Consider the following 13,169-nt stretch of genomic DNA (forward strand, 5'->3'; position numbering starts at 1 on the left):
CGATTACGGGAGGGGCGTCACACCAGCAGCTCCTCCACCGCCAGCCGCGCACGCGGATAGGCCGCGCCAGCCGGGGCCCGCCCGATCCGCATCGTGCTGATCAGCGTGCGCCCCGCCGGCACGCCGAACCGCGCCGCCAGCGCCGCCGCGCAGGCCGCATCGTCGGCCAGCGCCGCCATCACCGCCCCATCCAGACCCGCCGCCGTCACGCGCAGCCACAGCCGATGGAAGGCGCGCCCGCTGTCGAACCGCGCTTTCCCCGCCGGGCGGTGGAACAGCAGCACGGCCGCCGATCCGCGAATCGTCGCCGCCTCGCCGGTCAGCGGCGCGGCCAGCCCGATCGCATCGAGCGGCCGGAACAGCGGGCCCAGCACCAGCCCCGCGCCGATCGCCTCGATCCGCGACATCGCCATTGCCTCGGCGTTCAGCCCGTCGCGCGCCCAGCGCGGATCGCGCCGCGACAGCCGCATCCAGCTGCGCAGTTCCGCGCGAAAACCGGTGTCGCGCAGGAAGCCCAGGCTCGCCGGATCGGCCAGCACGGCGATGGCCGCAATGCCGTCCGCATCGGCCACCACGATCGCATCCTCGCCCGCCAGCCCGCGCGCGGCCGTCCGGTCCGCCTCGGTCGGCGACTCGAACGCGCCGCGCCACGATCGCCTCCCGGCCACGAACGCACCTAGCGGATCGGCCGTGCCGCCAGGCTCGATCGCGAACGCCCGCACCGGCTGCAGATCGCCCTCCGGCGCGCCGCCCGCAGGCCCCCGGTCGATCAGCGTCAGGCCATGGCCCGCGCAGGCGATCGCCATCCCCTCGGCCGCCGCCCCCAGGCTGGTTGCCGCGTCGCGCCCCTCGGGATCGCCCGCCGGCAGCCGCCGCCCCCTATCCTCGAACAGGGTCACGTTGCCGTCCGCGAACCGCCACCGCGCCGGCTGCACATTGTGCACGCTTGGGGCTAGCGCCGCTTCCGCCACCAGCGCGCGGATCAGCTCAACCGCGATCATGCCAGCGCCTTGGCGAACAGGTGCGTGCGGTGCAGCGGCTTCGCGCCCAGCCGTTCCATCTGGCGCAGGCTGGCGGCATTCCCGTCGGCGATCCAGGTGATGCCGAGCCTCGTATATCCCCCGTCGCGCAGGTTCGCGATCAGACGCGCCAGCATCGCCCCCATCAGCCCGCGGCCATGTTCGGCTCGCGCCACCGAATAGAAGATGATTACGGCGCGCTTGCGGTTCAGCCGATAACGCAGAAACTGGAACGGCGTCCGCCAGCTGATCCGTGATCGGGTCGCCGCCATGAATCCGTTCAGGTCGGGAATGCACACGATCACGCCCACCGGCCGCCCGTCATGCGTCAGCACGCTCGACAGGCGGGGATCGAGGATCGCCATCATCTCGCCGGCCTGGAAGCGGAATTCCTCCGCGGTCAGCGGCACGAACATCGGGTTGCGATCGAACCCGTCGTTCAGCACCGCGCGCGCTTCCTCCATCCGCGCCGCGAAATCGGCCTTGGCGATCGGCGTGAAGGCATAGCCGGCGGGCACCGGCCGCGGCACGCTCGGCGCGTCCGCCACGTCCAGTTCGAACGTCGTCATCGGAAAGGTCGCGACATAGCCGTTCGCCTCGAGCAGGCGCGGAATGTGCGGCGGGTTCGCGATCATGTCGGTGAAGGCGGGCTTGCCGAAACCGCCGGTCTGCACGCCCGCCTGCTGCATCGCGGTCAGGTTGAAATTCCCGATGATCTCGTCGCAGCCCTGGTCGCGCGCGAATGCCTCCGCCGCACCCAGCAGCGCCGCCGCCGCCTCGCCGTCGTCCGCGCAGTCGAAGAAGCCGAACTGGCAGCGGTTGGTGCCGTGCCGAGTATTCGACTCGCGGTGCACCAGCGCGATGATCCGCCCGATCGGCCTGCCGTTGCGATGCGCGGTCCAGAAGCCATGGGGATTGCCGCCCGCCAGCAGCGGGTTTTTGGCCCGATCCAGCATCCGCAGCACGTCGGCCCGCATCGGTGAGACATAGAAGCTGTCCGCCGGATAGGCGTTGAACGGCGCGTCGAAGAACGCCCCGGCATCCCCTTGAATCAGCCGGATCATGCCCGCGCCGCCAGTCGCGCCACCATGTCGAGCTCGTCGGCCAGCGCCTCGCCGCCGCCCGCGCCCCCCGCCGCGATCGCCAGGAAGCGCGGCGGATCGCGGCTCAGCCGCACCAGATGGCTCGCCGCCTGCGCCGCCAGCAGGTCGCGCGCGGCATCGCCCGCCTCGCCGGCCGGGGCCGATCGCTGCGTGGTCACGCGCCGCTCGGCCATCCGCCCCGCCGCCCCGCCATAGGCCGCCAGCGCCGCGCCTTCGATCAGCCGGCCCGATGCCAGCAGCGGATGCGCCGCGATCAGCCGGTCCGCGTCCGCCGGCTCGGGCAGCCGCGCGATCGCCGCGATCAGCGAGGGCCGCGCGCGCGCCAGCAGCCGCGCCTCGCCCAGCCGCTGCGCGATCAGCACCATCGCAGCGGTCGCGCTGCCGATCGCCGCCAGCCGGGCCAGCGCCTCGATCGTGGCCTCCGGCAGCAGCAGCGCCGCGCCCGCCGCCACCAGCCCGCCGCCCGCAAGCACCAGCGTGCAATCCGCCAGCAGCATCGCCACCGATCCCGCGCCATTGGCGAAGCGCGACGTCGCCAGCACCAACAGCAGGATCGCGAATGCGCCGCCGCGCACCGGCAGCCCGGGCAGGATCGCGGTGAAATCGCTCGCCGCCAGCGGGATCGCCAGCAGCAGCGCCAGCGCGAACACGTTCGCCTCGCGCGCCTCGGCCGGGGCCAGGTCACCGGGTTCGCGCCGCACCAGCAGCAGGATCGCCGCCGCCGTCGCCACCGCCTGGAACAGCGCAAGCGCGATCAGCACGCCGCTGCCCCAGAACGGCCCGATCAGCAGCGCGGCCACAGAGAAGCCGATCGCCCCGCCCAGCGCCAGCCACTTCACCGGCCGGCGCGCATGGCGGCGCACCAGATGCTCGGCCAGCCACAGCGCCAGCAGCGGCAGCCACGCCGCCACCATCATCAGCGGCACCGCGGCGATCGTGTCCGGCATCGGCCAGGCGATCAGCCGCGCCACCAGCAGCAGCGCCAGCCCGCGGTAAAGCGTCGCCAGCCGCGCCGCGACTGCCGATCCGCCCCGTCGCGGGCCCGCCAGCGCCGCCAGCGCCGCGATCACCGCCGCCAGCGCGATCGCGTTGATCAGCAGGTCGGTCGCCAGCCGCGCGTCGCTCATGCCGCGGCCATCATCTTCGTCAGGAAGCGCCTTACCAGTAGCCGCCGCACCGCCGCGATCGGCGCAGGCTGCGGCCGCTCGATACGCACCGCGTGGGTGTTCAGGAAATAGCCGCGGCAGTCGGTGCCCCCCGGCCGGCCCAGGATCACGCGGATCGCCTCCTCGGCCATCAGCGTGCCCGCCATCGTCACCATCGTCGAAAAGGAGAAGCGCGACCGCTTGCCCGCCGCCACCTCGGCCGCCACCGCCAGATCGACATGCTTGTGGCTCGATGAATGGGTCAGCACATATTCGATCTCGCGGACCAGGCATTCGGCCTTCATCGCGGCATCGATCCGCGTCCATTCGACGCCCACGGTCGGATAGCCCAGCCGCTCCTCCAGCCGCGGATCGCCCGGCTTTACCACGGTGACGGAGGGCAGGGGCGATGCATAGGCGTCGATCACGGTGCGGCCATGCGCCTTGGCGCGGCGATAGAGGTGCACACCGGCGGCGGCATCGTCCATCCCGTTCACGATCACGTCCACGCCGGCCGCCACCCGGTCCAGCGCGGCGGTCCATTCCGCTCCCATCAGGTCGATCCGGGCTTCGGGATTGATGCGCAGGGCACCGTCGCGCGCCGCTTCCGCCTTGGGCCGGCCCACCGTGTCCAGCGTCGCGAACAGCTGCCGGTTGAGGTTCGAGACTTCGAACGTGTCGATATCGGCGATCGTGAAGCGGCCCACGCCGGCGCGCACCAGCGCCATCAGCGCCGCGCCGCCCATCCCGCCGGTGCCGGGGATGAACACATGCGCCGCGCGCAGCCGCGCCTGCTCCGCCTCGGTCACGAAGCCGCGGTTGCGCGTCGTCATCTCGGCATAATCGAAGCCGCTCATCGCGCGGGCCTCAGCCGGCCGAGGCTACGGTCCGCCGTCAGCCACTGCGCGGTCGGTGCCACCACCGCCTGCACCGCCAGCATCGCGATCTGCACGCCCAGCCGCGGCAGCGCGCCCTTGGGCACGCTCTCGCTCAGGAAGCGGCGGGCGGTGCCCAAGTTGATCTGGCCGATCTGCAGCACATCGTCTCCCCTCTGATAATCCAGCATCGTCGCGCAGAAATCGTTGTAACGCGGGTCGCGATGCTTGGCGGCCACGTCCAGGCTCTTCTTCAGATTGTCGGAACCCCCGGTGTACGCGTTGGTGATTACCAGCCGTTCCTCGTCGAAGCCGGCATCCGCGCCCACCCCGAACGCATCGCGATGGTCGCGCATGATCTGCCGCGCGATGTGGCGGTGGGCAAAGCTCGGCTGGGTGCCCGGCTGGCCGGGAAAAACCTGATCGAACGTCTCGGCCACCATGCCGACGACGGCCGGTACCTGCGTCACGCTGCTGATCCACAGCGGCCGCATCCGCCCGCGCAGGAACAGCAGGAAACAGGTCAGCCCATAGAGGATCCACGACAGCCCCGCGCTGCGCGCGCCCGGGTCCACCATCACCAGCCCCAGATGCAGCACATGGATGCGCTCGGCGCCCTGGTCGACCGGGATCAGCGGCATCGCGTTGAACGCGATCGGCTGGCCGGTCGCCGCATCGCGCACCAGCGTGATGACGGTGCGGCTCCAGGCCTGCCCGTCATCCGCGAACAGCCCGTAATCCAGGTCGCGCCCGTCAAGGCATGCGCGCACCACCGCGCGGCAATCGGCGATCAGCGCTGCCAGCGCGTCCGCCGGCAGCCAGGCGCCAGGCCGCTCCACGATCTCCACCGCAAAGCGCGCGCTTGGCCGGAAGCTGATGTGAAGATGGTCCGATGCCAGCGCACGAAAGGGCAGGGGAAGCGCCATCGTCGATCAGCAAACCAGATCGCGCAGCCGGCGGCAAGGCGGGTGATTGACCCTTGCCCTGCCGCCGCAATTAAGCGAACGATCCTCACTAACGAGGAGAGAGCGATGCCGTTCGGACCAATCTTCCAGCTCGGCTATCTGGTCGATGCGCTCGAACCAGCGATGAAGCATTGGACGGACGCGTTCGGTGCGGGTCCCTTCTTCGTGCTGCCGCCGCGCCGGTTCGCCGCGTTGACGGTCGATGGTGTGCCCACTGATGACGATGCGATCATCGCCGATGTGGCGCTCGGCCAGCTCGGTCATCTCCAGATCGAGCTCATCGTGCCTGGCCCGGCGCCGTCCACCTATCATCACTTCCTGGATGCCGGCCAGCGCGGTCTGCATCATGTCGGCATCCTGGTCGACGATTTCGACGGCAAGCGCGCGGACGCGCTGGCCGCGGGCTATGTGCCCGAAACCGAAGGCCAGAGCGCGCTCACCCGCATCGCCTATCTGCGACCGCCCTCCACCCAGGGCGGCAGCGTGATCGAACTGGTCGAGACCTGCCTGCAGGTTGACGCAGCGTTCGGCCGGGTCCGCGATGCCGCGGATGGCTGGGACGGGCGCGATCCGGTCCGGCAATTCTGATGGCGGATGCGACGTTCGACTATATCGTCTCGGGCGCGGGCTCGGCCGGCTGCGTCGTGGCCGCACGCCTCAGCGAATCGGGGCGGTATCGCGTGCTGCTGCTGGAAGCAGGGCCGGAAGACAGCGCCTTCTGGATCAAGGTGCCGATGGGCTATCCGATGCTGTTCGCCAATCCGCGCGTGAACTGGATGTTCGAAAGCGAGCCCGAGCCGGAACTGAACGGCCGCCGCATGTATCAGCCGCGCGGCAAGGTGCTGGGCGGCACCAGCTCGATCAACGGCATGCTCTATATCCGCGGTAACGCGCGCGATTATGATCTCTGGCGCCAGATGGGCTGCACCGGCTGGAGCTACGACGAGGTGCTGCCCTTTTTTCGCAAGGCGGAGGATCAGCAGCGCGGCGAGGACGCCTATCACGGCGTCGGCGGCCCGCTCACCGTGTCGGATCAGCCCGGCCGCTCGCCGATCGCGGAGGCGATCGTGGCCGCCGCGCAGGAAGCCGGCATCCCCTACAATCCCGATTTCAACGGCGCGCGCCAGGAAGGCACCGGCTTCTTCCAGACGACCACGCGCAACCGCCGCCGCGCCAACACGTCGCAGGCCTATCTCGCGCCCGCGCGCCGCCGGCCGAACCTCGAGGTCGCAACCGGCGCGCACGCCACCCGCATCCTGTTCGAAGGCACGCGCGCGGTCGGCATCGAATATCGCGATCGCACCGGCCTCCACACCGCTCGCGCCGCGCGCGAGGTGATCGTTTGCGGCGGCGCGTTCGGCTCGCCGCACCTGCTCCAGCTGTCGGGGATCGGCCCGGCCGATCATTTGCGCGCGATGGGCGTGCCGGTCATCGCGGACAGGCCCGCGGTCGGCGATCGCCTCAAGGATCATTTCTATGCCTCGCTGATGTTCCGCTGCACGCAGCCGATCACGATCAACGAGCTTGCCCGCAGCCCGCTCGCGAAGCTGAAGGCGGGGATCGATTATCTGCTGTTCAAGCGCGGCCCGCTGGCCGCCAACGGCATCTTTGCGGGCGCCTTCACGCAGACCGATGCCGCGCAGGATCGGCCCAATCTGCAGATCAACACCAATATGTGGACGGTCGAGAGCCGCACGAAATCGGGTATGAAGCCACACGCCTTTCCCGGCTTCACGATGAGCCCGGTGCATCTGAACCCCGTCGCCAGCGGCACGGTGCGGCTGAAATCGCCCGATCCGCTCGCCGATCCGGAGATCCGCCAGAATTTCTTCCAAGACCGGCGCGATATCGATGCCATGGTCAGCGCCGTGAAGATCGTCCGCACGATCGCCGCCCAGCCCGCGCTCGCTCCCTGGATCCACAGCGAGATCGCGCCCGGCGCGGACCGGCACGACGATGCCGCGATCGAAGCCTGGCTGCGCGCCGCCGCGATCGCCAATCTTCATCCGGTCGGCAGCTGCGCGATGGGCGGCGATCCGTCCGATCCGCTCGACCCGCGCCTGCGCGTGCGCGGCGTCCAAGGCCTGCGCGTGGCGGACGCCTCGGTGATGCCCACGCTCCCCGCCGGCAACACCAACGCCCCCTCGATCATGATCGGCGAAAAGGCGGCCGCGATGATTCTGGAGGATGCGGGGTAGGTTGCGCCACTCCGTCATCCCGGACTTGATCCGGGATCCAGCCTCTTCTTCCTGATCGCGAAAGGCAGCGGGTTCCCGGGTCAAGCCCGGGATGACGGGTGACCCCTCACAGCGCCAGCGCCCCCTGTGCCGGCCGCCCCTCGTCCTCCACGATCCCCGACAGCGTCATCCCCATCAACCTTATCCCTTGGTCCGCCGGCAACAGCGCCGCGAGCAGGCCGGCCCCCGCCGCCTCGAACTGCGCGCGCGTGTCGAACTGGCCCTCCACCGACCTTGCGCGCGTGATCGTGCGGAAATCGGCGTAGCGGATCTTCAGCGTCGCGGTGCGCCCGCGTGCCTGGTGGCGCTCGATCCGTTCCCAGGCGGCGTCGGTCACGCGCGCCAGCGCCGCCATCAGCGCCGCCTGGTCGGTCAGGTCGGTGTCGAAAGTCCGTTCCGCCCCGATCGATTTGGTCGCCCGTTCGGCCCGCACCGGGCGCTCGTCGATGCCGCGGGCGGCGCCGTGCAGATAGGCGGCATGGCTGCCGAAATGGCGGGCCAGTTCCTCCAGCGATCGCGCCGCCAGGTCCGCGCCGGTCTCGATCCCCAGCCGCGCCATCCGCGCCGCCGTTACCGGCCCTACGCCGTGGAATCGGCTCACCGGCAGCCCCGCCACGAATGCCGGCCCCGCCGCGGGCGGAATTACGCACAGTCCGTCCGGCTTGTTCTGATCCGATGCCAGCTTGGCGATGAACTTGTTGTACGAAACGCCGGCCGATGCGGTCAGCCCGGTTTCCGCCTTGATCCGCGCGCGGATCTCCTCGGCGATCGCGCGTGCGGACCCCAGCCCGCGCCGGTCCTCGCTCACGTCCAGATACGCCTCGTCCAGCGACAGCGGCTCGATGAGCGCGGTGTAATCGGCGAAGATCGCACGGATCTGCTGCGATATCGCGCGGTACACGTCGAACCGCGGCGGCACGAACACAAGCTCCGCACAGCGCCGCGCGGCCGTCACCGATGGCATCGCCGATCGCACGCCGTGCACGCGCGCCTCGTAGCTGGCCGCCGCCACCACGCCGCGCCGCTCCGGGCTGCCCACCGCCACCGGCCGCCCGCGCAGCCGCGGATCGTCGCGCTGCTCGACCGACGCGAAGAAGGCGTCCATGTCGACATGGATAATCTTGCGTGGGGCAGGGGCATCGGCCATCGCGGCCCCCGTCTAGCGCGCGTTCGCGCTCCGTTCCAGCGCCTGCGATAGCTTCGCTGGGCCAGCGCATAGCTTTTCGCGATTGGAGCCGCAGCAGTTGGGCTTTAGCGCGCAGCCATGCCCGCCGCACCCGTCCCGCTCACCCATCTCCAGCGCCTCGAGGCGGAAAGCATCCACATCCTGCGCGAAGTGGTCGCCGAGACGCTCAATCCGGTGATGCTCTACAGCGTCGGCAAGGATTCGGCGGTGATGCTGCATCTGGCGAAAAAGGCCTTCTTCCCCGCACCGCCACCATTCCCGCTGCTGCATGTCGACACCACCTGGAAGTTCCGCGCGATGTATGATCTGCGCGATCGTGCCGCGGCCGAGGCCGGCATGCGCCTGATCGTCCACCACAACCCCGAAGCGCAGGCGCGCGGCATCAACCCGTTCGATCACGGCGCGCTTCACACCGACATGTGGAAGACCGAAGGGCTCAAGCAGGCGCTGGATGCGCATGGCTTCGATGCCGCGTTCGGCGGCGCGCGTCGCGACGAGGAGAAGAGCCGCGCCAAGGAACGCGTGTTCAGCTTCCGCTCGGCCAATCATCGCTGGGATCCCAAGAACCAGCGCCCCGAGCTCTGGAACCTCTACAATGCCCGCAAGGCGAAGGGCGAAAGCATCCGCGCCTTCCCGATCAGCAACTGGACCGAACTCGACATCTGGCAATATATCCAGCTCGAGGGGATCGAGATCGTGCCCCTCTATTTCGCCGCGCCGCGCCCGACGGTGGAGCGCGATGGTCTGCTGCTGATGGTCGATGACGACCGTTTTCCGCTCGCTCCCGGCGAGGTTCCGGTCGATCGCTCGATCCGCTTCCGCACGCTCGGCTGCTATCCGCTGACCGGCGCGGTCGAAAGCGAAGCGGTGACGCTCAGCGACGTCATCCAGGAAATGCTGCTGACCACCACCTCCGAACGCCAGGGCCGCGCCATCGACAAGGACGAGGGCGGCGCCGGCATGGAGAAGAAGAAGCAGGAGGGATATTTTTGATGGGCGCGCTGCAAGATCCTCCCCGGAACGGGGAGGGGGACCGCGCGAAGCGTTGTGGAGGGGGATCGTCACGAGCGCCCCGCCTGCCGCACGCCCCCTTCAACGTCCTGCGGACGGTCCCTCTCTCCATGCCGGGGAGGAGCCGGTGACCGCCTACAGCCCCGATGCCCTCATCGCCGAGGATATCGACGCCTATCTCGCCCAGCATCAGCACAAGACGCTGTTGCGGTTCATCACCTGCGGTTCGGTCGACGATGGAAAATCCACGCTGATCGGGCGCTTGCTCTACGATTCGAAGATGATCTTCGAAGATCAGCTGGCCGCGCTCGAAGCCGACAGCCGGCGCGTCGGCACCCAGGGCCAGGCGATCGATTTCGCGCTGCTGGTCGATGGGCTGGCGGCCGAGCGCGAGCAGGGCATCACGATCGACGTCGCCTATCGCTTCTTCTCGACCGACAAACGCAAGTTCATCGTCGCCGATACACCCGGGCACGAACAATATACCCGCAACATGGTCACCGGTGCCTCGACGGCCGATCTCGCGGTGATCCTGGTCGATGCGCGCAAGGGCATCCTCACCCAGACCCGGCGTCATTCCTATCTCGCCCACCTGATCGGCGTCCGCCACATCGTGCTGGCGGTCAACAAGATGGATCTGATCGGCTATGATCGTGCCATCTATGATGCGATCGTCGCCGATTATGCCGCGTTCGCAGCCGAGATCGGCATTGCCGGCTTCACGCCGATGCCGATCTCGGGCTTCAAGGGCGATAACGTCACCACCCGCTCGGCCGAGACGCCCTGGTACGAGGGGCCGACCCTGATCGAGCATCTCGAGACGGTCGAGGTCGATGCCGTGCGCGAGGCCGCCGGCCCCTTCCGGCTGCCGGTGCAATGGGTCAACCGACCCGATCTCGATTTTCGCGGCTTTTCCGGCCTGATCGCGGGCGGCACCGTCCGCCCCGGCGATCCGGTCCGGATCCTGCCGTCAGGTCGCAGCACCACGGTCGCACGCATCGTCACCTATGAAGGCGATCTCGATGTCGCGCAGGCCGGCCAGTCGGTCACGCTCACGCTGGCGGACGAGGTCGATTGCTCGCGCGGCGATGTCATCGCGGCCGCCGATGCGCCGCCGCAGGCGGCCGACCAGTTCGAGGCGACGATCGTCTGGATGGCGGACGAGCCGATGCTGCCGGGCCGCGCCTATTGGCTGAAGCTCGGCACACAGACCGTTACCGCGTCGGTCCAGCAGCCGAAATATCAGGTCAACGTCAACACGATGGAGCATCTTGCTGCCAAGACGCTGGAGCTGAACGCGATCGGTGTCGCCAACCTGTCTACCGATCGCCCGCTGGTGTTCGAACCCTATGGCGAGAGTCGCGCGCTCGGTGGCTTCATTCTGGTCGACAAGATCAGCAATGCCACCGTCGCCGCCGGCATGATCCATTTCAGCCTGCGCCGCGCGCAGAATGTCCACTGGCAGGCGACCGACGTGACGCGCGAGCATCATGCCGCGCTCAAGAACCAGAAGCCGGCCGTGCTTTGGCTCACCGGCCTGTCCGGCGCGGGCAAGTCGACCATCGCCAATCTCGTCGAACGCAAGCTGGCGCGCATGAACCGCCACACCTTCCTGCTGGATGGCGATAATGTCCGCCACGGCCTCAACAAGGATCTCGGCTTCACCGATGCCGATCGCGTCGAGAATATCCGCCGCGTGGGCGAGGTCGCTAGGCTGATGACCGATGCCGGGTTGATCGTGGTCACCGCCTTCATTTCGCCGTTCCGGGCCGAGCGCGAGATGGTCCGCCGGATGATGGCCCCCGGTGAGTTCATCGAGGTCCATATCGATACCCCGCTGGCGGAGGCCGAACGCCGTGACGTGAAGGGTCTCTACGCCAAGGCCCGCGCCGGCCAGCTCAAGAACTTCACCGGCATCGATTCACCCTACGAACACCCCGAGGCCCCCGAACTGCGCATCGACACGACGAAGCTGACCGCCGAGGAAGCCGCCGACCTGATCGTGGAGCGCCTGCTGGGGTGAGCGAAGGCAACGCGAGCTAAAAATCCTCCCCCGGAGGGGGAGGGGGACCAGCGAAGCTGGTGGAGGGGTAGCGCGTTCCGAGCGCCGCACTCTCGATATGCCGAACCACCGCATCCAGATCGCCCAGAACATCACGGGCCGCGACCCTGATTACACGAACTCCCTGCTCGGAAAGCCAGCGATCACGATCCGCATCGCGCTCGGGTCTGTCGCCGCGATCATGGGCTTCGCCATCGATCTCGATCGCCAGCCGATGCGCCGGGCAAAAGAAATCGAGGATGTAGCGGCCTGCTGGATGCTGGCGACGAAAGCGAAGGCCGGCGGGGCGCTCGCGGAGTGCGCGCCACAATATCACTTCCGGCAGGCTCATTGCCCGTCTTAACTCTCGAGCGCGCCATTGCGTGATCTTCGGACCGTGGAGCATGCCGCAGCCTACCCCTCCACCGTTGCTACGCAGCGGTCCCCCTCCCCCTCCGGGGGAGGATCGGAATCTAGTCCCTCCTTCGTCATCCCAGACTTGATTCGGGATCCAGAGCCACGAGCGCAAGTTTCCGCTATATGGATCCCGGCTTCCGCCGGGGTGGCGGGAGAACGACTGGATTGCGTAGAGTGAAGTCGGCTACTTTCTGGAGGACAATCGGGAGAACTGTTCATGCCGTTGTATCGCGTAGCGATAGCCACGATGCTGTGCCTCGGCGGAGTGGGCTGCGGACATCGCGATACCGAGCAAGAGGCTATAATCGCGGCCGCGCTTGCCAGCGATCAAGTTTACCGGGAAATCTCAGGCAAGCGCCCGTGCATACAGGCGGATGTGCGAAGCTCGTCGTCCGGAAGTAACAGCGGCGTGGTCTATCCATTGCCCTCACGTTTGCTCCCAAAGTCGCTTAACCTGTGCGGCAACCAGATCGACGAGTATTTCCAAATTTATGATCCAGAAATTGTCGGGAACCGAGCTACGCTGGACCTGGATTTCCATTGCGGCGGCTTGTGTGGCGCGGGTTCGACACTTGCGCTGGAACGCAGTAATGCCCGCTGAACAATCGTCGAGGTCTCACGGCGTTGGATCAGCTGATGGGCGCGCGACAAACTGTCCAGCCCGCTCTGGGCTCCTGCCTTGCGCAGGAGCACGCCACCGCTCGTCATCCCGGATTTGATCCGGGATCCAGAGCCGCGAGCGTCGTCCTCTGCAACTCTCGATCCCGGATTTCGCCGGGATGACGGTTGGCGAAATGCCTCGTTGCGCTGCCAAACTAGCTAACACCAGTTTATTTCAGCGGCGGAAGTAGTGCCTCTACCTGCTTCGCGAGACGATCGATCTGCCTGCCTATCATCTGGTGAAAGTCGCGGGAAATGGGCGTGGTTCTATCAGAACGACGGCAAGAATAGTCAGTTTTGCCGCGTCCGGCATCAAGATTGATGGTCGGGAAAACAGCGATGACGCGCGCCTTCAATTTGTCGATCCGTAGGTCGTGCGTCCTGCGCTTACGTAGATCAGGGTCGTGGCATAAGTAGGTCCACTGAGCCAATTCCGTGTAATAGTTGAGCGCCGCCAGCTGGGTCTCCACCTGCTGCAGGGTCGCCGGCACTGTGAGTGCAAATAGCGGA

13 protein-coding genes are annotated in these 13,169 nt (G+C 68.0%); 5 read left to right on the forward strand and 8 right to left on the reverse strand.

Annotated elements, in window-relative coordinates; genetic code table 11:
- Nucleotides 1-17: 17 nt before the first annotated feature.
- The 5 genes from ABC347_RS01655 to ABC347_RS01675 are packed head-to-tail and all read right to left on the reverse strand — an operon-like array spanning nucleotide 18 to nucleotide 5,068.
- On the reverse strand, nucleotides 18-1,001 hold the full coding sequence (locus tag ABC347_RS01655; protein WP_413244048.1) for a hypothetical protein: 984 nt from the start codon (nucleotides 999-1,001) through the stop codon (nucleotides 18-20).
- Nucleotides 998-2,083 (reverse strand): GNAT family N-acetyltransferase, encoded by a 1,086-nt coding sequence (locus tag ABC347_RS01660; RefSeq protein WP_413244049.1) that lies wholly within the window; start codon nucleotides 2,081-2,083, stop codon nucleotides 998-1,000. The genes ABC347_RS01655 and ABC347_RS01660 overlap by 4 nt, the downstream gene beginning before the upstream one ends.
- Nucleotides 2,080-3,249: a hypothetical protein gene (locus tag ABC347_RS01665; protein WP_413244050.1), complete on the reverse strand. Its 1,170-nt coding sequence runs from the start codon at nucleotides 3,247-3,249 to the stop codon at nucleotides 2,080-2,082. Before ABC347_RS01665 ends, ABC347_RS01660 begins: the two co-directional genes overlap by 4 nt.
- Nucleotides 3,246-4,124 carry a HesA/MoeB/ThiF family protein gene (locus tag ABC347_RS01670; RefSeq protein WP_413244051.1) on the reverse strand — a complete coding sequence of 293 codons (879 nt, stop codon included), beginning with the start codon at nucleotides 4,122-4,124 and terminating at the stop codon, nucleotides 3,246-3,248. The genes ABC347_RS01665 and ABC347_RS01670 overlap by 4 nt, the downstream gene beginning before the upstream one ends.
- A complete protein-coding gene (locus ABC347_RS01675) occupies nucleotides 4,121-5,068 on the reverse strand; it encodes a hypothetical protein (protein ID WP_413244052.1) in 948 nt (315 codons plus the stop codon). The genes ABC347_RS01670 and ABC347_RS01675 overlap by 4 nt, the downstream gene beginning before the upstream one ends.
- A 105-nt stretch (nucleotides 5,069-5,173) precedes the next feature.
- On the opposite strand from ABC347_RS01675, the gene ABC347_RS01680 reads away from it, so the two are divergent.
- The gene (locus tag ABC347_RS01680) at nucleotides 5,174-5,695 is read left to right on the forward strand and encodes a VOC family protein (protein ID WP_413244053.1); all 522 of its coding nucleotides are present in this window, start codon (nucleotides 5,174-5,176) and stop codon (nucleotides 5,693-5,695) included.
- Nucleotides 5,695-7,305 carry a GMC family oxidoreductase gene (locus ABC347_RS01685; RefSeq protein ID WP_413244054.1) on the forward strand — a complete coding sequence of 537 codons (1,611 nt, stop codon included), beginning with the start codon at nucleotides 5,695-5,697 and terminating at the stop codon, nucleotides 7,303-7,305. Before ABC347_RS01680 ends, ABC347_RS01685 begins: the two co-directional genes overlap by 1 nt.
- Nucleotides 7,306-7,411: 106 nt before the next feature.
- Here the strand turns inward: ABC347_RS01685 and dinB are convergent, their stop codons facing one another.
- Entirely contained in the window at nucleotides 7,412-8,491 is a 1,080-nt protein-coding gene (dinB, locus tag ABC347_RS01690) for a DNA polymerase IV (protein ID WP_413244055.1), read from the reverse strand.
- Nucleotides 8,492-8,608: 117 nt separating this feature from the next.
- Here dinB and cysD point away from each other — a divergent pair, with 117 nt between their 5' ends.
- Nucleotides 8,609-9,523 (forward strand): sulfate adenylyltransferase subunit CysD, encoded by a 915-nt coding sequence (gene cysD, locus ABC347_RS01695; RefSeq protein WP_413244056.1) that lies wholly within the window; start codon nucleotides 8,609-8,611, stop codon nucleotides 9,521-9,523.
- Nucleotides 9,524-9,668: 145 nt separating this feature from the next.
- Nucleotides 9,669-11,564, forward strand: coding sequence for a sulfate adenylyltransferase subunit CysN (gene cysN / locus ABC347_RS01700; protein WP_413244057.1), 1,896 nt, complete (start codon nucleotides 9,669-9,671; stop codon nucleotides 11,562-11,564).
- A 16-nt stretch (nucleotides 11,565-11,580) separates the two neighbouring features.
- On the opposite strand, the gene ABC347_RS01705 is transcribed toward cysN, so the two are convergent.
- A complete protein-coding gene (locus ABC347_RS01705) occupies nucleotides 11,581-11,988 on the reverse strand; it encodes an endonuclease domain-containing protein (RefSeq protein WP_413244058.1) in 408 nt (135 codons plus the stop codon).
- Between the two features lie 228 nt (nucleotides 11,989-12,216).
- On the opposite strand from ABC347_RS01705, the gene ABC347_RS01710 reads away from it, so the two are divergent.
- Nucleotides 12,217-12,600, forward strand: coding sequence for a hypothetical protein (locus ABC347_RS01710; protein WP_413244059.1), 384 nt, complete (start codon nucleotides 12,217-12,219; stop codon nucleotides 12,598-12,600).
- 229 nt (nucleotides 12,601-12,829) lie between these two features.
- On the opposite strand, the gene ABC347_RS01715 is transcribed toward ABC347_RS01710, so the two are convergent.
- Nucleotides 12,830-13,150 (reverse strand): hypothetical protein, encoded by a 321-nt coding sequence (locus ABC347_RS01715; protein WP_413244060.1) that lies wholly within the window; start codon nucleotides 13,148-13,150, stop codon nucleotides 12,830-12,832.
- Between the last annotated feature and the right edge of the window lie 19 nt (nucleotides 13,151-13,169).

Origin of the sequence: Sphingomonas canaveralia (assembly GCF_047238125.1) — a bacterium.
In the GTDB taxonomy this organism is placed as follows: Bacteria; Pseudomonadota; Alphaproteobacteria; order Sphingomonadales; family Sphingomonadaceae; genus JBDFMH01.